Annotated in this window: 11 protein-coding genes and 3 pseudogenes; 10 read left to right on the top strand and 4 right to left on the bottom strand. The window is 59.4% G+C overall.

Annotated elements, in window-relative coordinates:
* Positions 1–873: 873 nt before the first annotated feature.
* The 7 genes and pseudogenes from hemN to tnpB all read left to right on the top strand — a co-directional run bounded on the left by hemN (position 874) and on the right by tnpB (position 8,687).
* Positions 874–2,208, top strand: a complete 1,335-nt coding sequence (hemN, locus tag AB7245_RS07830) for an oxygen-independent coproporphyrinogen III oxidase (protein ID WP_439034130.1) — start codon at positions 874–876, stop codon at positions 2,206–2,208.
* A 220-nt stretch (positions 2,209–2,428) separates the two neighbouring features.
* Positions 2,429–2,680: a hypothetical protein gene (locus tag AB7245_RS07825; protein WP_439034129.1), complete on the top strand. Its 252-nt coding sequence runs from the start codon at positions 2,429–2,431 to the stop codon at positions 2,678–2,680.
* A 605-nt stretch (positions 2,681–3,285) separates the two neighbouring features.
* A protein-coding gene (locus AB7245_RS07820) for an IS3 family transposase (RefSeq protein ID WP_425364335.1) occupies positions 3,286–4,499 on the top strand; the annotation gives its coding sequence in 2 pieces (ribosomal slippage) (positions 3,286–3,562 and positions 3,562–4,499; 1,215 coding nt in all).
* A gap of 391 nt (positions 4,500–4,890) precedes the next feature.
* A complete protein-coding gene (locus tag AB7245_RS07815) occupies positions 4,891–5,859 on the top strand; it encodes a carbohydrate porin (protein ID WP_439034128.1) in 969 nt (322 codons plus the stop codon).
* Positions 5,860–6,634: 775 nt separating this feature from the next.
* On the top strand, positions 6,635–7,918 hold the full coding sequence (locus AB7245_RS07810; protein WP_439034083.1) for an IS256 family transposase: 1,284 nt from the start codon (positions 6,635–6,637) through the stop codon (positions 7,916–7,918).
* A gap of 48 nt (positions 7,919–7,966) precedes the next feature.
* On the top strand, positions 7,967–8,389 hold the full coding sequence (gene tnpA / locus AB7245_RS07805) for an IS66-like element accessory protein TnpA (protein WP_439034127.1): 423 nt from the start codon (positions 7,967–7,969) through the stop codon (positions 8,387–8,389).
* Positions 8,383–8,687: pseudogene (gene tnpB, locus AB7245_RS07800) on the top strand (IS66 family insertion sequence element accessory protein TnpB). Before tnpA ends, tnpB begins: the two are co-directional and overlap by 7 nt.
* On the opposite strand, the gene AB7245_RS07795 reads toward tnpB, so the two are convergent.
* Entirely contained in the window at positions 8,675–10,762 is a 2,088-nt protein-coding gene (locus tag AB7245_RS07795; protein WP_439034126.1) for a recombinase family protein, read from the bottom strand. The pseudogene tnpB and the gene AB7245_RS07795 overlap by 13 nt on opposite strands.
* A gap of 505 nt (positions 10,763–11,267) precedes the next feature.
* On the opposite strand from AB7245_RS07795, the gene tnpC reads away from it, so the two are divergent.
* Together tnpC and AB7245_RS07785 are read left to right on the top strand one after the other, a co-directional pair.
* A complete protein-coding gene (tnpC, locus tag AB7245_RS07790) occupies positions 11,268–12,833 on the top strand; it encodes an IS66 family transposase (RefSeq protein ID WP_439034125.1) in 1,566 nt (521 codons plus the stop codon).
* Complete coding sequence (locus AB7245_RS07785; protein ID WP_439034124.1) at positions 12,782–13,432, top strand: plasmid pRiA4b ORF-3 family protein; 651 nt, start codon at positions 12,782–12,784, stop codon at positions 13,430–13,432. Before tnpC ends, AB7245_RS07785 begins: the two co-directional genes overlap by 52 nt.
* A 216-nt stretch (positions 13,433–13,648) precedes the next feature.
* Here the strand turns inward: AB7245_RS07785 and AB7245_RS07780 are convergent.
* Together AB7245_RS07780 and AB7245_RS07775 are read right to left on the bottom strand one after the other, a co-directional pair.
* Positions 13,649–14,577 (bottom strand): annotated as a pseudogene (locus tag AB7245_RS07780) (TauD/TfdA dioxygenase family protein).
* Positions 14,578–15,022: 445 nt separating this feature from the next.
* The gene (locus tag AB7245_RS07775; protein ID WP_439034123.1) at positions 15,023–16,267 is read right to left on the bottom strand and encodes a pectate lyase family protein; all 1,245 of its coding nucleotides are present in this window, start codon (positions 16,265–16,267) and stop codon (positions 15,023–15,025) included.
* Between the two features lie 727 nt (positions 16,268–16,994).
* Between AB7245_RS07775 and AB7245_RS07770 the strand changes: the two are divergent.
* Positions 16,995–17,408, top strand: a pseudogene (locus AB7245_RS07770) (FMN-binding negative transcriptional regulator); the annotation flags it as partial.
* An 82-nt stretch (positions 17,409–17,490) separates the two neighbouring features.
* On the opposite strand, the gene AB7245_RS07765 reads toward AB7245_RS07770, so the two are convergent.
* A protein-coding gene (locus AB7245_RS07765; RefSeq protein WP_425364335.1) for an IS3 family transposase occupies positions 17,491–18,704 on the bottom strand; the annotation gives its coding sequence in 2 pieces (ribosomal slippage) (positions 17,491–18,428 and positions 18,428–18,704; 1,215 coding nt in all).
* Between the last annotated feature and the right edge of the window lie 314 nt (positions 18,705–19,018).

Below are 19,018 nucleotides of genomic sequence, written 5' to 3'. Positions count from 1 at the left end.
CTCGTTGCACGCGGGGCGCTCCTACATCATAGCGCGCGCACAAAGCAATAGTTGTCGTGTTGATCGGCGACCTTTTGGCGCCATTTACGACGAACATTCCCACAAGCATTTATTCGCCTCCTGCCCGAATGCGAGCCGGCTGCAATTTCTTGGACCTCACCTTGATCTTGATGCGAAGAAGACCAACTGTATCGGCGCCATTGGGTGGTGATCATTTTGCAAGCACTTCGCCACTCGACATAATCTTGTGATCCCCATTTCAGTTTTTGCGGCTTACGTCCTCCGCATCCTGATCAGGATTGATAGTTGTCACCCAAATCGCGAACCCATCCACGGCTCCCTAAGCCTATCCTCAGACTGGCAGCGCTCGAGGGACCCCATGAACGAGACCCTCCGACAATCCTCGCATTGGTGAAGTTCGACTACGTACCGGGGCGGCCCCGAGCCGGCGCAGGATACCTGGGTGGATGGGGACACACCACGCGGAAGTCAACTACCAACCTTATCAGTTGATGGAGATTGCGGGGTACGTATCAATCTTGGTCGATGAACCTCGCACGAGTCAGGTCGTGAGGCAGTTCTAGCAGCGTCAACGGCCATGGTCGATGTCTCGGTGGCGAACATTGGAGATTACCGACGCGGAGTTGAATCTGGGGTCTCGTCGTGACCGTGTTGATTCGAGTATCTCGCCTGCAGCAATTTCTCTGTCTTCGAGAGGAACGCCTTGCTATCCGACAGCGTGTTTCGTCAGCAGATCGGCCGTCACGCAAGCTCCCAATTGCCTTGCGACACTCCGGATTACTGTCGGCAAACAAAGGAATGCAAAAGAATTCGCTTGCGACCACAAACTTCGTAAACATGGGATAACAATCGTTGCAGACCTCGATTCTAGCAAAGTATTGCGATGCTCGCCTTCCTTGGTACACCATCTATCCAACTGTAGCCCAGTTCTCCACAGTGGTCGGCGCCGAAGCCTCTGAGAAATGGCTGCAGCGGCTGCCGGTCAATGACTCGGTGTCGCTCTATTTTCACATTCCGTTCTGTCGATCGATTTGCTGGTATTGCGGCTTCGCTCGAAGCATCACTCGCCGGGATTCACCCATCCTAGAGTTTTTGGCGGTTCTTCGTAAGGAGATCGATTTGGTCGCGGCGCAGGTGCCGCAACCGCTGCTTGTGAGCGACGTGCACTTCGGCGGTGGAACGCCGACCCTCATCGAGGCAGCGGAGTTCCGGCGACTGATGGAATTTCTGCGCTGCCGCTTTGCGCTTTCGAAAACGGCCGCCATCGCTGTTGAGATCGACCCGCGCACGTTCACGCTCGCCACATCCGAAGGGTTAGCAGCTGCCGGAGTGAACCGCGCAAGCCTCGGCGTCCAGAGCTTCGATCCAATTGTTCAAAAGGCCATCAACCGCGTCCAGAGTGAGGCACAAACAGAGCGCGCTGTCGAAACGCTGCGGCAGCATGGAATAATCCGCATCAACTTCGACCTCATCTACGGTCTGCCAAATCAGACGGTGCAGTCCTGCGTTCAGACCGCGACAACGGCGGTGGCCATGCGACCAGACCGGCTTGCGGTATTCGGCTACGCGCACGTTCCTTCCTTTAAGAAGAATCAGCGCCTGATCGACGAGGCAGCGCTGCCAGACAGCCCTGCCCGTGCAGAACAGGCCGCCGCGATGGCCAATACACTGATTGCAGCGGGCTACCGCCAAATCGGACTCGACCATTTCGCCTTGCCGGACGATGAGCTCGCGCTGGCGCAGAAAGCCGGTCGCCTGCGGCGGAACTCACTGGGTTACTCGGCCGACACCTGCAATAAAGTGATCGGCTTCGGCCCGTCGGCCATCGGTCGGCTTGGCGACGGTTACGTCCAGAACGAAGTTACAGCAGGTTCCTACAGCGGCCAAATCAAAGCCGGCCGTCTGGCGACGTCAAAGGGCTACTGTCTCAGCCTCGAAGACCGCGTCCGGGCCGCGATCATCGAGCGGCTAATGTGCGATTTCGAGGTCGACGTGCCGGCAATTTGCGTTACTCATGGATTTGACCCGGTCTCTTTCCTCGGTTCAGGCGAACGCTTGGCAATGCTCGCTGAGGACGGGATCGTGCAAATGGAAAAGGGATTCATCCGCGTGAGGCCGGAGCATCGTTTTCTAACCCGGGCTGTGGCAGCCGCATTTGATGCTCATCTTGGCACGGCGCTCTGTTAAGACCAGCCAAGGAGCGATGACCGGATGAAATGCATTACCTTTCGCTGTACGCACCAGGAAGCGCGGCGAACGAGTTTCGCTCGCCTGGTGCAGTCACAAACAGCTCCAAATCGGTAAAGGACGTCGCGGGCAGCCGTGCGACTAGAGCCGCCGGCCCTAGCCGCGAAGACAGCTCGACGCATTGCTGCCGGGAATTTGACGCCTCCGACTGCAACGCGGCATGACCACGCACCTGGACAAGGTTCATCACATCACCACCATTGCCCTTGTGATCGCGGACCTCGACCAGGAGGACGATTGGCTGCGGGACGTCCCCAACGAGATGGAGATTGAGGACGGCTCATCTCGGTCTATGGTCAGGGAAGATGGCATCTCGGCGTTCAGCGACTTCGGTATCGAAAACCTGATCGATCTCGTCCGGATGCAATACTCCATCAGCGCGCCGTCTACGCTGGATGCGTACTCCCAGTAAACCGCAGCGATTCGTCGTGATGACACGACGGCCCCTATCGATGTGCATGATCGCCGCTCCCTACAGGCTGCGGCGTGCAATCCAGAGCAGCAACTCGTCCACGCCATGAGCTAGACCACGGGCACAAAACGACCAGCGCCGGCGCGACACGGCGCGAACGATAGTCGAGCAGCAGTTAGCACCAGATCCGGCGGAATCACGGCCTGCGAAAAGATCGTTCCCGTAAGAGCTTCGCGCAACCTGGATCGAAGCGACGATTTCCCGAATTGCACCCGTCGACGTTGCCATACCGGTCCTCCGTGAACGCCGGGACGGCCTCGCGCCGAGCGGCACAATACCTGCGATTCGCGCAGCGACAGCCGACCTCCCGCCCGGTCAACTACCAAACCTAGCAATTGATGGAGATGCCGGATGCATGCCAGTCAGTGCCGGTGAAACTCGCTCGGGCCACATCAGGCAAGAAGTCCCGACGCGATATAGATCTCGTAGATCCAATGGAGCTGATGGATGTTCTGTCTCGTCGTCCGCAGGTGAAATGGACCCCGGTTTTGGGACCAGAGGCTAAGTTGGAAAAGGGCCGCTCCGTTTGATAGACGGAGGGCATGATGACGAAGAAGACGAGACGGAAAATCGACGCGGCACTGAAGGCGAAGATTGCGCTGGAGGCGGTGCGGGAGCAGGCGACGGTGACCGAGCTGGCTCAGTGCTATGAGGTGCACCCGAACCAGATCTATGCGTGGAAGAAACAACTTCTGGAACAGGCGGCGCGGGCCTTTGACGCGGGTGTCGGGCGGGAGAGCGAGGAAACGCGCGAACGCGAGATCGAAAAGCTGCACGCCAAGATTGGGCAATTGACGGTGGAGCGCGATTTTTTAGCACGGAGGTCCGGAAGATGAGCACACCGGACCGTCGAGAAATGCTCGATCGCGCCGACCAGGCGCTGTCGATCCGCCGGCAATGCATGTTGCTTGGCATCGCGCGCTCTGGGGTCTACCGGCCGCCACGGCCGGCTAACGACAACGACCTCGCCCTGATGCAGCGGCTCGACGAGCTGTTCACCGCCTGGCCATTCCTAGGCTCGCGGCGAATGATCGCGATGCTGAAGACTGAGGGGCTTCAGGTCAATCGCAAGCGTGTGCAGCGGTTGATGCGCAAGATGGGCATCGCGGCGCTGGGACCGAAGCCGAACACGACAAAGCCGGCGCCGGGCCACAAGATCTATCCCTATCTGCTGCGCAACATGACGATCGACCGGCCGAACCAGGCGTGGGCGGCCGACATCACGTATCTGCCCATCGGGCGCGGCTTTCTCTATCTCGTCGCGATCATCGACTGGGCGAGCCGTGCGGTTCTGGCGTGGCGGCTGTCGAACACGATGGACGTCTCGTTCTGCGTGGCGGCTTTGGAAGAGGCGCTGGCGAAGTACGGCACGCCGGAGATTTTCAACACCGACCAGGGCAGCCAGTTCACCAGCACGGCCTTCACCGGCGCGCTGGCGGGCGCAGGGATCAAGATCTCGATGGATGGCCGCGGCCGCTGGATGGACAACGTCTTCATCGAGCGGCTGTGGCGGTCGCTTAAGCATGAGGATATCTATCTCAAGGGCTATGCCGACGGCCGCGAGGCCAAAGCAGGGATCGCAAACTGGATCGCCTTCTACAACAATCGCCGCCTTCATCAGGCGCTCGGCTATCGCGCGCCGATGGCGGTCTGGCGCGAACGGATGCGCACCGCGAAGGCTGTGGACATGGTGGACAACGCTGACGCGTTGACCACATGCCCACAGCAACAGCAGCAGACAGAATCTCTGGCAGCGTGATAGAAAGTGATCAGGAGCGGTCAGTTTACAACTAACAAACCGGCTCAAGTGGTCCCGTTCCGCGGGTCCATTTCATCTACCACAAAGCGCGACAGTGCCCTGGATACTGCCAAGAGCAGAATTCAAAGCCGGATCGACCCACTCGCAAAATTCGAAAACCTCCGCGAAAAAGGTGCGGCGTTTACTGCTCCTGGTCCTGCGGACACGATAGATCGGGATACAGCTTCTGTCAGATCCGAGCTTTCGGATCTCGGGATTGGATTTGCTGGCTGGACCCTAAACACGCTTGTCGACAATGAACTCGGTCACGCCGCCAGAAGCACCATCGCCAATCAGCAATATGTCGGCCAGAATCCGACATTTAGTACGATCAACTCTATGATCGTCACATATGACCTCACTCGGTTTGGAATTCCCGACGGTCAGATCGTGGTCGGAGCCGAGCATCAATACTGGACATGGAAGAGCGCCGGGCCAGACCGACTGGGACTCAATGCATTTTTCTTACTATCAAACGTTCTTCGACAGGAAGATCGAACTCAAAGTGGGTTACCTCAGGAACCAACATGAGTTTGCGGGCGCCGGAGAAAAGGTTTTTGGACCCTCGTCGAAAATGCTGTTCCAAGCAGGCATGAGCAGCAATTGGGCGCCAACGCCGGCTCTTAATCTGAAGTACAATTTTGACGATCGGATTTATAACAAGCTCTCAATCCAGCGGTCTCTCAGTCCAGCCGGTCAATATACGCATGTAAGCGAAAATCCCACTGGGTTGAACTGGAGCACGCGCGACGCAGGCATTCTTCTGCTTGATGAAGTTTGCTATAAGAACAAGCCTACTCCCGGGGTACCCGAGACTTGGCTGCGGGCTGGCGCGGGGTTTAATAACAGCAGCTACACGGACCTACAGCATCCGACGCAACCGACAGCCAAGGCGAACAGCGTCTACTATGTAGCTGCGGATAGGCAATTCTGGCAGTCTGCCGTCCACGGCTCGGCATCTCGCGGAATCTATGGCGGATTCTCTGCAATGTACGCTCCGCCCGACCTAAATAGGGCTAGTCAGTACTACGAGCTTCGCCTTTATGCGAAAGGCCTGTTTGACAGCCGGCCCACTGATCAGATGAGTCTTGTTGTCAACAACACCATCTGGAGCCATTTCGCGGTGGACGCTGCCCTTGCGAAAGGGCAGCTGGCGCACCGCGACAGCACAGCAATTTCGGGACTGTATACGGCCCATCTGGCGCCCGGGATATATACTACCGTAGGACTGACGTACATCAATCACCCGACAAGCGTTACCTACACGCCGCAAACCGGACACGCCCTGAATATATTGGTATCTACGTCGGTATTTTTCTAAGGCTTCAAGACTGCGCGTGAATTCGTCCTTTTCAACGGCTTGGGCCCACTCATCACGGCGATTTTGGTATCGCTGTGCTCCTGATGCGAAGCCGGCTACCGCGTAAATGGCCGTGATGTCCAAGGTAGTATGCTGTTGGGAATAGTAGGTTAGAGCCTTTGCTGCTTGGTCTACGAGCGATAGGCCGACGTCGTATTGCGCAAGATCTTTACCCTCCGGCCGCGGAATAATCGAATGGTCTCCGGTGCTCATTTGTTCAATCGAGTGCTGATCTTGCGGCAGCGACATTACTTTTCGATGCCTCAGACCCGCGTCCGAGCTCCACACTCTGCCATGACAACGCCCAAAGTCGTGTCCTCAGAGCTTAGTTCACCTCGCGCCGAAGCGTGGTAAGCGGAACCGCGATACAGATGCCAAGCCTAACCAACTACGGCAATCGCGCTATTTCTGTCGACCGCTGTGGCGCTGGCCGAAAGGCGATGCGCAAGGTCGGCGGACACGTAACCCCCTTCCGCGGAAAATCAACCAGCCGCGGCCGGATGACTTTCGCCACTCGAATGCTGAATCATCTTCCGCTGGGTCGAGATGAGCTGTAAGCGGGGCTGCGAGGCCCATCAGATTGTTTGTGCGTAGACCTATTAGCGCCGTTAGAAGAGTCATCTTCTGCAAGGGTGCTCGAGCTATCGCCGAAAGTTGGTGACGGCGGGAATCGGGAAGGCGGCATATCGTGGGGGTGCTTGACGCCTCCACTTCTCCACCAAAGGAGCGATATGCCGTGCCCAACGATAACGTCACCAGACTGATTCAGCCAGGATTCTTCGACGATCAACTCACCGAAATCTTACGCAATGGAGCCCGTGCGCTGCTTGCCAAGGCGGTCGAGGCCGAGGTCGCGGACTTCCTCGACAAGCATGCCGATTTAAAGACCCAGGACGGTCAGCAGCGCGTCGTCCGCCACGGTCACCTGCCGGAACGCGAGGTGATGACCGGTATCGGTCCGGTCACCGTCCGCCAGCCGCGTGCGCGCGACCGCACGGCCGCCGCCGGCGATCCCGGCCGCATCCGGTTCTCACCGTCGATCCTGCCGCCCTACATGCGCCGGTCGAAGTCGATCGAGACGCTGCTGCCGATCCTTTATCTGAAGGGTATCTCGACCGGCGATTTCTCCGAGGCGCTGGCGGCGCTGATCGGCAAGGATGCTGCCGGGTTGTCGGCATCCGCCATCGGCCGCCTGAAGGACGGCTGGTTCGACGAGCACGCCGCGTGGCAGAAGCGCGATCTGTCGGCGAAACGCTACGTCTACATCTGGGCCGACGGCATCCATCTCGAAGCCCGCCTCGAGGACGAAAAGCAGTGCATCCTGGTGCTGATCGGCGCGACGCCGGAAGGCCGCAAGGAACTGGTCGGCTTCACCGATGGCGCCCGCGAGAGCGCGCACGACTGGCGTGATCTGCTGCTCGACCTGAAGCGGCGCGGGCTCGACGTGCCCCCGCGGCTCGTCATCGCCGATGGCGCACTCGGGTTCTGGAAGGCGGCCGGCGAGGTCTGGCCGAAAACGCGCGAGCAGCGCTGCTGGGTGCACAAGACCGCCAACGTGCTCGCCAAGTTACCGAAGAGCCAGCAGCCGAAAGCCAAACGCGCGTTGCAGGAGATCTGGATGGCCGAAACCAAGGCCGCCGCCGAACTGGCGTTCGAGGCATTCATCGAGAGCTACGCGTTGAAATACGACAAGGCGGCCGACTGCCTGGCCAAGGATCGGGATACGCTGCTGGCATTCTACGACTTCCCGGCCGAGCATTGGAAACACTTACGGACCACCAACCCCATTGAAAGCACCTTCGCCACCGTGCGCCATCGCACGATCCGATCGAAGGGCTGTCTGTCCAACAGGACTGCGCTCGCGATGGTCTTCAAACTGATCGAGGGCGCCCAAAAAGGCTGGCGCCGTCTCGACGGTCATAACCAGTTGCCAAAACTCGTTCTCGGTGTGACATTCAACAACGGGATCGAGGTCATCGCAAAGCCGACCGACCGTCAGCCCACAACCGCCGCCGCCTGACCGGCCCCGGCCGTCACCAAAATTTGGCGATAGCTCAGGGTGCTCACAATGGACGACCATTCGGACGACATAAGACGACCGTTGTCACCGCGCATAGAAGTGTACGCCGGCGGCGGCCGGAAACAGTGGCCAGATGATTTGAAGGCGCAGATCGTCGCGGACAGTCTCGAGCCGGGCGCGATCGTAACAGATGTCGCACGTCGCCATGGCTGCCGGCCCCAGCAGGTGCATGACTGGCGGCGCCGGGCGCGTTCAGGTCAACTGGTGCTGCCAGCTGCGGGGGGAGCACTGTCGTTTGTGCCGTTGGTGTCGGAATCGTCGCCATCGGTGGTTGCAGCTCCCTCCGGGTCGCCGGAAGCAGCCGTTGTGACGGTTGAGCTCCATGGGGCACGAGTTGAGGTGCGAGGGACGCCTGGCCTTGCTGTGTTGAGTGATGTGTTTGTTGCGTTGCGCCGGACACGTTCATGCTGACGGCTCCCGCTGGCCTCATGATTTATGTTGCGACCCGACCTGTAGACTTCAGGAAGGGCGCAGATGGCCTGGCGCTGTTGGCGAAGGAGACGCTGGGCCACGATCCGATGAAGGGCGTGGCGGTGGTCTTCCGTGCGAAGCGCGCTGATCGGGTGAAGATTGTTGTCTGGGATGTAGTGGCCTCGTGCTGTATTGGAAGCGGCTTGAGGGCAGCGGCTTCAAATGGCCACCCATCGTGGCCGGTGTGATGCGGATGAATGCGGCCCAGCTGTCCGCGCTTCTCGATCACCCATGTTGATGCCCCTCCTTGTTAGGCTGACAGATTCTTAGATCAAGTTGCGCAAGGACGTGGTTTCGAAGGTTTCGGACAGCGTCAAGAACGGATGGTGTATTCGGGAAGAGATAGGCGCCGCTTGGCTGGCGATCAATCAGCAAACGCTTACTTCGGATCTGGACATAGAGCCAGTTCACCGGAATCTCGAGCCTTCGTGCCAGTTCGGGCGGGCTGAGGAGTGAGTCGTCATGCTCCCATCGGCTGCGCTGGGTAGCTACCTTGATGGCAGCAGCACGACGGAGCCGCCCAACGGTGATGGGCAGCACCTTATCGGCGCAACGCGGAGAGCGGTGGCCTTCTTGGGTAAGGATTGCGGCGATCTCGTCGTCTGGGACGCCGTCGCGGGCGAGCGCCAGCGAGCGCTCCCGCATCTCTGTGCCTCGTGTCAATTTGGTGACGGAGTTGACGCTCATCTTCACCTCGAGCTCCGTCACGGCGCCTCCGCGCCAGACGATCCTGGCCAGGGCCAAGTCGTTCTCGCCACGATCGAGCACGACCTTTTCGATGAGGCATCGCAGCAAAGCCTTGCGATGCGCGTCCGAGATAGCCTCGTCACCCCATATCTGCGGGAGGCGGCCGGTGAGGCTGATGACCTTGTCGTTGAGCTCCTTGCTTATGGCTACTTGCGTGATGGCTTTGGACGGCATCTGTCGGGCAAGCGCTTCTTCGGCGGCGCGCACGTCGTTTAGCGCCGCTTCCCATCGGCGCTCGAGTTCCGAGGCGACCAGCCGATTATCTGGATCAGCTCGGTTGAACTGCCGTTCGGCGAGCGCCGCCGTGTACCGCTTGCGCTCGAGCTCTCGTTCTGCGCTGGAGCGTAACGCACTGCTCATCTGCTGCTGGACCCGGCGGGAACGCGACAAGGCATCGAGTTCAGCCGGCGCTAGTGCGGTCAGGAATGCATCGCCAACGGCCGCATCGATATGAGCGGCGCGAATGTGTTGGCAGGTTGGATGACCTCCCTGGGTACGCAGGTGGTTGCATACATACTCGCCACCGCCCTTGTAGCGGACGTACATCTTATGGCCACATCGTGCGCACCAGGCGATGCCGTGGAGCAGAAGCTCGCCATTGCGAGGCGCGTCTCGGATTTTGATGCGCATGTATTCGGCTCGATTATCTCTGATGACGGCCCGGATTTTTTCATAAATTGGCCAGTCGATATAGGCTGGATATCGATCTTTGACGACGATCCGCCACTCCTCCATCGGCCGCGGAGCCTTTTGTGGCAGGGCGCCCTCCCGCTTCGGCGGCTGGAAGCGGGTTCGTCCATAGACGAAGGCGCCCGCATAGGCGGGGTTCTTCAAGATGGCCGCTACGGCAGCCAGCGTCGCGCGCGTCCAGCACAAATCACCATACCGACCACGACGCGGCAGTTCCAGGTCACGCTCGTTCAACGCTCGCATGACCTTGGCAACGCTGCGCAGCTGCAGGAACAACTGGAAGACGAGACCGAGCCGCCCTTGCACGGCCATGTCGGGATCCTTAACGACCACGCCGCTCGGGTCCCGCATCAGTCCGATTGGCAGCATAACCGCAAGTTCGCCGCGTTCGGCTTTAGCCAGCAGGCCGGCGGTCAGCCGACTGCGGATCGTATGTAGCTCAAGCTCGGAGATCGAACCTTTCAGCCCGAGAAGCAACCGTCCGTTAGGAGTGCCCGGATCATAGACACCATCGCGGTCGGCGATCAGACAGCCACGCAGACCACAGATATCCAGGAGCGGATACCAGTCGGTACAATTACGCGCCAAGCGGGTCACGTCGATCGACAGGATGAGCCCCACTTCACTCAGGCCAACACGGCCAACGAGTTCTTTGAAGCCGTTACGATGCGCTGTAGACGCGCCGCTCAACCCGAGATCGGTGTCAATCACATCGATGGCCGCCTCACGCCATCCGAGTTCGCGGGCGCGCTTGCGAAGCGCGTATTGAAGGCGCAGGCTCTCCTGATTGCTTACGACCTGGTGGGGCGTCGACTGCCGGATGTAGACTACGGCTTTGCGCGCCAAGTGGCTTGGTGTGACCAGCTCGGACTTCATGAGGGATCTCCGCCAAAATCGCGGCGACGTCTTCGACGATCTGGCGTCGGAGCGCGGGCGTCAGCGTCGACCAAAGATCGGCTGGATCCATGCTCATGTGCGTCGGGACAATCCGCTGTCGATAAAAGCTCGAGTAGAGCCTCCATACTCAGCTTAATCTGATTTGCTTCTTGTCCATAATATTCGATTGCGGTTGCCTGAATCAGGAGACTGCTTCCCGTGCGAAACTCAACTTCATACGAAGCGGGAATGCTTCGGCCTCGCTGGCCGATCTTCCTAATCACTCGATATGAGCGGCCGTACAAAGGATGGTGGGGGTCTCGAACTTGGACCACCTCCGGAAATGATTCGTCAGACTCACTATTGGGGACATTCCTCAATCCCCTCGCTGGCCGGCATGGATTGGACGCGCATGCACGCGCCTCGAATCCCGCAGCCGAAAGCGCTTGCGTAAAGATACAGATCATCGCTGCATCGGGACGCGAAGCATGGCAAGCTCGGGTCAATGAGTGATTTGCCCGATGAGCTGCCGAGCGATCCCGCCGAGTTGCGTATCTTTGCCGCGGCTCTGCTGGATCGCTGCGCCCGGCTCGAGCGGTTGCTCAAGCTTGCGAAGGATGCGCAGTTCGGTCGGTCCTCGGAAAAGCTGGACGCTGATCAGCTCCAGCTTGTTCTGGAGGATATCGATCAGGCCGTCGCGGCCCTCGAAGCCGCCGAGGACCGCGCCAATCCCAAAGCACGCGAGAAGAGAGCTGCCGAGCGCAGGGCCAATCGTGGCAAGCTGCCGGAGCATTTGCCGCGCATCATCGAGACCCTGATGCCCGCTGCAACCTGCTGCCCGTGCTGCGCAGGCGACCTTTTTGAGATCGGTCACGATGAGAGCCAGAGGCTGGACGTCGTACCGGCGCAGTATCGCGTCATCGTCACCCGCCGCCCCAAACTGGCCTGCCGCGCCTGTCACGGCGTCGTCCTCCAGCATGCTGCTCCCGAGCGATTGATCAGGGGAGGACTGCCGACCGAGCGGCTCGTCGCGCATGTGATCGACGCCAAGTATCATTGGCATTTGCCGCTTTACCGCCAGGCGCAGATGCTGGCGACGCACGGTATCGCCATCGACCGTTCCACGCTCGCCTTCTGGGTCGGCTACGCCGCCCAGGAATTGAAGCCCTTGTGGCATCGTCTGCGCCAGCTTCTGCTCGCCTCTTCGAAGCTCTGTGTCGACGAGACCCCCGCACCGGTGCTGGACCCGGGGCGCGGCAGGACCAAAACCGGCTACTTCTGGGCGCTGTCACGCGATGACAGGCCCTGGGCCGGACCTGACCCACCTGGTGTGGTTTACGCCTATGCACCGGGCCGTGGGGCCGTTCATGGCTTGCAGCTACTTGAGGGCTTTCGCGGCATCATCCACTGCGACGGTTATCAGGCTTACAAGACTATGACCCGAGAGACGCGTGCGGACGCCTTGTCCGGGACGCTCGCCTTCTGCTGGTCGCATCTCCGGCGCCAGTTTGTGAAGATCGAGCGCGAGGCCGCTCCGGCGCCAGCTCCGGTTGCCCGCGAGGCTCTTGAGCGCATCGCCCAACTTTACGCGGTCGAAAAAGCGCTCCGCGGCCGATCAGATGTCGAGCGCCGTGCTGGCAGGCAGGCGCATGCCCGACCTCTGGCTACAGCCTTGAAGCAGTGGTTTGAGGCCAAGCTTGATCACCTTGCACAGAAGAGCGACACGGCGAAGGCCTTGCGTTACGCGCTGCGTCATTGGGACGGCTTGACGCTCTATCTTGATGACGGGCGCATCGAGATGGACACGAATGCTGTCGAGCGTGCGATGCGGCCGATCAAGCTCAACGCCAAGAACTCCCTTTTTGCCGGTTGCGACGAGGGCGCCGAGAATTGGGCAGTTCTGGCTTCGTTAATCGAGACCTGTAAGCTCAATGGCGTCAGTGCCGAGCACTGGCTCGCTGATGTTCTCGCGAAGCTCGTCAATGGTTGGCCTGCGGCGCGACTGGACGAACTGCTCCCTTGGGCATCGATCTACACGATGCATGCACACGATCCGAGGCTGGCGGCATGAGCCTGAACACGACCGCGGTCCGGATCAAGGTGACCCTCAAGGACGTAAAACCGGAGGTGATGCGTCGCCTTGTCGTGCCGCTCCCGCTGCGCCTTGATCGGCTGCATCTGACGCTTCAGGAGGCATTCGGCTGGACGAACAGTCACCTCTTCGAGTTCTTCGCTGGTGAGGCACATTGGGGGGTTCCCGACCCCGACAATGATTACGGCCACCAGCCCATGGATGCCCGTAAAGCGCGGCTTTGCGATATCGTTCACGAGACCGGCGCGAAGACGATCCACTATCTCTATGACTTCGGCGACAGCTGGGATCACGTGATCAAGCTCGAAAAATGGTTCGACAACACCACGACGGAGGGCATGCCCTTCCTGCTCGAGGCCGCGAGCCGTTGTCCTCCGGAAGACGTCGGTGGTGCGCCAGGCTATGCCGAATACCTCGACGCCATCAGCGACCCTGCTCATCCGGAGCACGAAAATATGCGCCGCTGGGGCCCGGAGCGGTTCGATCCCAACGTGATCGACCGGAAGGCCCTCGAGGCCGCCGTCAACGCGTTGTCCGACACATGGAAACCGCGGCGACGCGCCACGCGGACAAAATAAGCGTCAAGCGCCAATCAAAAGGGCCGCAGCGCTACGCTTACGATGAGCTTCGCCGTCTCACTTCAGCAAGGAGGTCGCCTCTCGAGTCTACGGCGCGCCTTAACCCCTCCCATCCAATTGCGCGCAGCGTTTTGCTCGGTGAACTTCTCTTCGCAAACATCTATTCGCGCAAACATGCGATAAGAGCAGTGCATTATCGGTGAATGTGCCGAGCTGCTAGGCAACCTTCGTGGACGGGGGCTTCGTCGTCTTGAGGCGCGTTACACTGCATCGACCGTCGACGCTGACGGGCGCGTCACCATCGATTGTGGCACGATGAACGACGCGATGCTGGTCACCGTAATCGTTGACCGCATAATGCTGCGTTGCGCGGTTATCCCAAATCGCGACATCGCCTTCTTTCCAGCTCCAGCGTACGGTGTTTTCGGGCGCCGTGATATGGGACTGGAATAGATCGAACAGCCTCTGACCGTCGCGCTTTGGGATATCAATAAACCTTTGCACCACATCGCCGAGCACCAGCGCACGCTCGCCGGTCTCGGGATGTACACGGACCACCGGATGCTCGGTCTCATAGATTGTTTTGGTAAAGACCTCATCAAAATGCTTCTGGTCGATTTCGCGAACACGGCAGGTCCCGGCGTAGTCGAAGGCGTTGCTGTGAACGGTCCAGAGCTCGTCGGCAAGCCGTTGGAGCGGCCGCGGCAAATCCAGATAGTGGCCACAGCGTTCGACCAAATCGTATCGCCACCGGACGATGGGATCACAACGGCTCGCAGGACCGCAAGTTTGGGATAGGCCGCGAGAAACGTTCCATCGGCGTGCCATACATCAGCCCGACTACCTCCGCGCGCGGAATCAAGCTCGATGATCGAGGTCGTTCCATTGATGGTACCGAGCGTCGGATGCGGCACCAGCCTTCCCAAACAAGCAGCAAAGCGCTCCTGCTCCGCGTCATCAAGATGACCCTGATCGCGGAAGAAGATCACCTTGTGTTCGAGCAGCAAGCTGTTGATCGCAGCGATGGTTTGGCTCGGTAGATCACCCGAGAGCTTGACATTTCTGATTTCAACACCGATGCGCGCTGCGCGCTTGACGACGTCAGTCAGTGGAATGACCCTCTCGATCGAAGCCGTTTCTTTCATTGCGAACTTTTCCAAGCGTTGCGGATTCTTCAAGCAGACGAGGGCGCATGTCACTCGGTTTCGGAGGCGAACCTCGCGCTACGGGTACTTTCGAGCAAGCACCATGCCAGTCGGAAAACGGAGCTGTGAAGGTCCGTCAGTAGCTGATCGGATGATAATTCGAACAGTTGCCAGGAATTCGATGCCGCCTCCCCTCCTCTTTCCAACCCGAACCCGCCAAAAACCGGACGCAACAATTTGAGACGAGCGCCTGGGTCGGCGGTGAAAGGCATAGGGCGCATAACCGACAGGAATTGTACCGTTCGGCACCCGAAGAGAATGGCCATACGGTCCTCGTGCAACGTCGGGCAGCCAGCCGTGCGTGCCGTTCTCGTCCAGTATGCGCCTTCCGCTCAACTGTTTGCGGCAATCGGCCAAGTCTCGAGCCGCGTCTGCGAACGAGCCATCACCGGCTCTCAAGGTGTCCGGGGCCTGCCCCGGCCGTGATCACGGCCGGAACATCATCCGCTCGAAATGGAAGAGCAATAGATGACCTTGGAAGAGCTCCAAACGATTGAATTACGGTTTCATCCAGACGAAAGCCATTGATCTGCGGCACTGGGGTCGCGATGTTCTCGATGCAGCGACGTCCGAGCACGGTAAGGCAGATGTTCCGCACGGTCCCGCTGGGTTCGCCTAAGAAGCCAAAGATATGTCCACTACCAGTCTTTACAGGTATTTCAATATTGTCAAAGTAATTACCCTCGATCAGTGCTTGCACAGATGATCCAGCATCCACCGCATGGAAGAATCCGCCGCTCTGTTGCGCATTCGTGTTGTGGAAGTAATTGTTAACGAGATGAATATTGGCCTGCGCCCCCTCGATGTGCGGCGCCCGCCCCGAGATCTCATGGAAATAGTTATTTGCGATGGTGATCGTCTGCGGGACACCAAGAAACAGAAGATTCCAATAGTGCTCCCCGTTACAATAGGAGGAAAAGGTATCGCTGCCATCGAAGTCGTTCCAGGAAATCGTAATATTCGTTGTAGGGCCAAAGCCGCCGGCAATCATCTGCCGCCCGATGTTACGAAATCGGTTGTGGTCGATCCAAACCAGGTCGGCTCGTGCAATTGCAATAGCATCGCCGGCAAATATTACGCCTTCATTGATATCACTGATGGTCAGGTTGCGAACAACGACGTTGCTGACGCCATTCAGACGCAGTCCCTTCCCTTTGATTGTAGCGCTCGGGCCAACGCCGATCACTGTCTTGTTTGAACCAATTTCCAGCGGGCGCTTGCCGGCCCTGTCGAAGCCGACCAACGTCCTCTCCTTGCCATCGCAATGCGCGTCGTTGCCATCCATAAGAAGAAGAGATTCACGCTTGTAAGGTGCCGAACAAGCACGGCCATATTGGCAACCCTGCCCCTCGCCCCGCCCTTCCGTATCGGTAAAGTCTATGGTTCCGATTACCTGGATCTCGCGCGGACTATTGTCATCGCAGTACCCGAAGCTGTACGAACGACACAGCTCATAGTTCAGATCTTTGGTTGATCTGACCTGAACTACCTCGCCTCCAAGGCCGCCCGCCGCTCCAAAGCCAAAGCCTTTGAGGGCTTCCGATCGCACATTGTTCGATCCGAGCACGGAAGAGACGCCGAGGACGACAGCAAGTCCGAGCACGCGCAACGAACGCGTGATGTGCTTCATCGTGTCCTTCATAGGCACATGCTCTCTCTGTTACCCGGAGAATCCGCGCGAGGACTGGGACTCTCGAACCCAAATGCTGAACTGGAATAGGTCATCAGCGGGCGGCGTTAACGCCATCAGATCGTCCTCAATAAGGCAGGATCGGAATATCGGAGCCATGCTACACCACAGCCGAAGTGTGCGGCCGCAGGCTTCGTACCAGCTGCGATGGATCTGGGTTGAACAAGCGACCGTTTGATCGAGATAAGCTTGGCAGTTCCAGAATACTGAAGGCTGCAACACGTTGGCCTGGGCGAATGGGCCGTCACTCGTGAAGTTTCGCTGAACCGGCGGGAGGCGCTTCAACTCTTCGGCATTTCCCGCCAGCACCAGAACGCGTTGTGCATGATAGTCGCATCGCGCGGGAAATAGATAGGCCGGGCAATTCTGGTCGTGCCACTCATGGCCCTGAGGTGAAGCTGCTCATGTGCTGCAGTCATCGCCATGAAGAGCCGAATCCGTCTGCAAGCGCCGCGTGGAAGCCAACGGCTGGACCAGATTGCAAACGCGCTCTTTTTATCTGCACTTTTGGCGCATCATGGATTTGCCGCCCCCAGCGGTCTAGTGCGCGCGGAGGAATGAAAACTAGCCACCAAAACTGATTGTTTTTGTGATCCAGCATGAGGTGTACCAAAGCTGAAATCATGAGTCGCCCGGCTTTCCATCGGGCCGCCGGGGAACTTCGTCGATGTACACGCCGCCCTGCTTCCAAGTTGTCGATATCGCCGACCTTCATCGGATGATGCGCGATGCGCGCGCGGCGACACTGATCACCGCCACTCACGAGGGACTTGTTGGAACGATGCTGCCCGTAGTACTCGACGAGCGCGAAGGCTCCATGGGCACGATTTACGCGCACATGGCGCGTGCGAATCCGCAGTGGAAGCTGGCACCGACTGGCGAGGCGATGGCCATTTTCGCTGGGCCGCAGGCCTATATCAGCCCCTCCTGGTACGTGACCAAGCACGAAAGAGGCGAGGTCGTACCGACGTGGAACTATGTCGCTGTGCATGCCTACGGACCGGTCGAATTCTTCGACGATGCCGATCGGCTGCTGGAGGTGGTCACGCGAGTGACCGATGCGCATGAGCGCTCGGGCAAAGACCGCTTGAAATGGACCCGCGGAACGGGACCACTTGAGCCGGTTTGTTAGTTGTAAACTGACCGCTCCTGATCACTTTCTATCACGCTGCCAGAGATTCTGTCTGCTGCTGTTGCTGTGGGCATGTGGTCAACGCGTCAGCGTTGTCCACCATGTCCACAGCCTTCGCGGTGCGCATCCGTTCGCGCCAGACCGCCATCGGCGCGCGATAGCCGAGCGCCTGATGAAGGCGGCGATTGTTGTAGAAGGCGATCCAGTTTGCGATCCCTGCTTTGGCCTCGCGGCCGTCGGCATAGCCCTTGAGATAGATATCCTCATGCTTAAGCGACCGCCACAGCCGCTCGATGAAGACGTTGTCCATCCAGCGGCCGCGGCCATCCATCGAGATCTTGATCCCTGCGCCCGCCAGCGCGCCGGTGAAGGCCGTGCTGGTGAACTGGCTGCCCTGGTCGGTGTTGAAAATCTCCGGCGTGCCGTACTTCGCCAGCGCCTCTTCCAAAGCCGCCACGCAGAACGAGACGTCCATCGTGTTCGACAGCCGCCACGCCAGAACCGCACGGCTCGCCCAGTCGATGATCGCGACGAGATAGAGAAAGCCGCGCCCGATGGGCAGATACGTGATGTCGGCCGCCCACGCCTGGTTCGGCCGGTCGATCGTCATGTTGCGCAGCAGATAGGGATAGATCTTGTGGCCCGGCGCCGGCTTTGTCGTGTTCGGCTTCGGTCCCAGCGCCGCGATGCCCATCTTGCGCATCAACCGCTGCACACGCTTGCGATTGACCTGAAGCCCCTCAGTCTTCAGCATCGCGATCATTCGCCGCGAGCCTAGGAATGGCCAGGCGGTGAACAGCTCGTCGAGCCGCTGCATCAGGGCGAGGTCGTTGTCGTTAGCCGGCCGTGGCGGCCGGTAGACCCCAGAGCGCGCGATGCCAAGCAACATGCATTGCCGGCGGATCGACAGCGCCTGGTCGGCGCGATCGAGCATTTCTCGACGGTCCGGTGTGCTCATCTTCCGGACCTCCGTGCTAAAAAATCGCGCTCCACCGTCAATTGCCCAATCTTGGCGTGCAGCTTTTCGATCTCGCGTTCGCGCGTTTCCTCGCTCTCCCGCCCGACACCCGCGTCAAAGGCCCGCGCCGCCTGTTCCAGAAGTTGTTTCTTCCACGCATAGATCTGGTTCGGGTGCACCTCATAGCACTGAGCCAGCTCGGTCACCGTCGCCTGCTCCCGCACCGCCTCCAGCGCAATCTTCGCCTTCAGTGCCGCGTCGATTTTCCGTCTCGTCTTCTTCGTCATCATGCCCTCCGTCTATCAAACGGAGCGGCCCTTTTCCAACTTAGCCTCTGGTCCCAAAACCGGGGTCCATTTCAGTCCATCGCCCAGACCTGGTTCGGTCGCGTGATCTCCATGCCGCGCATGCGGCGCGGCAATCAGGATGGAAGTGCAGCGTCAATCAGGATGAGAGAGCTTCGCCGGGCTCGTGACGCAGGGAGGGCGTAGCTCGACCGGAGTTACGAGCCCGGCGACGGCGCGATCCGAGCGGACCGCGCCGTCTGGTGATCGCGGCTGGCCGGTGATGGATGGTTCTTCTCGCCAAAGAGGAATCACCC

This window comes from Bradyrhizobium sp. 604_D8_N2_3, from assembly GCF_051810765.1.
Classification (GTDB): domain Bacteria; phylum Pseudomonadota; class Alphaproteobacteria; order Rhizobiales; family Xanthobacteraceae; genus Bradyrhizobium; species Bradyrhizobium barranii.
The sequence above is the reverse complement of the archived record's forward strand: the minus strand, read 5'-3'. Positions and strand labels throughout refer to the sequence as shown.